Origin of the sequence: Mesorhizobium sp. M1D.F.Ca.ET.231.01.1.1 (assembly GCF_003999155.2) — a bacterium.
Lineage (GTDB): Bacteria > Pseudomonadota > Alphaproteobacteria > Rhizobiales > Rhizobiaceae > Mesorhizobium.
Map to the genome: position 1 here is coordinate 1 of NZ_RZOZ02000201.1, position 311 is coordinate 311.

Annotated in this window: 1 pseudogene; it reads left to right on the forward strand. The window is 68.5% G+C overall.

The annotated features are described in order from the left end of the window. Positions 1-311 (forward strand): annotated as a pseudogene (locus EN874_RS32965) (ABC transporter substrate-binding protein); the annotation flags it as partial.

Sequence of the window (311 nt, forward strand, 5' to 3'; positions counted from 1 at the left end):
GGCCAACCCGCTGGACTTGACTGGCTACCGGTCCATCGCTCGGCACCCCTCCGCCGCGCTCGCAGTGATATCGGACCAGATCCAGCACCAGACCGCGCTGCGGAATGGCGTGCTGCCGCAACGGATCAGGATATTCGCAACACAGGCCGAAGCAGCCGAAGCCGTCGCGGCGGGTCACGCCGACGTCTATGCCAGCGTCGCCATGGCACATCGCGGCTATGCCAACGGGCGGCCAGGCGCGCTGCTCGATGTGATCGACGTCCCGGCCTCCGAACGGCAACCGGCCGCGGGCGCTTTCGCTCTCGCCAAGG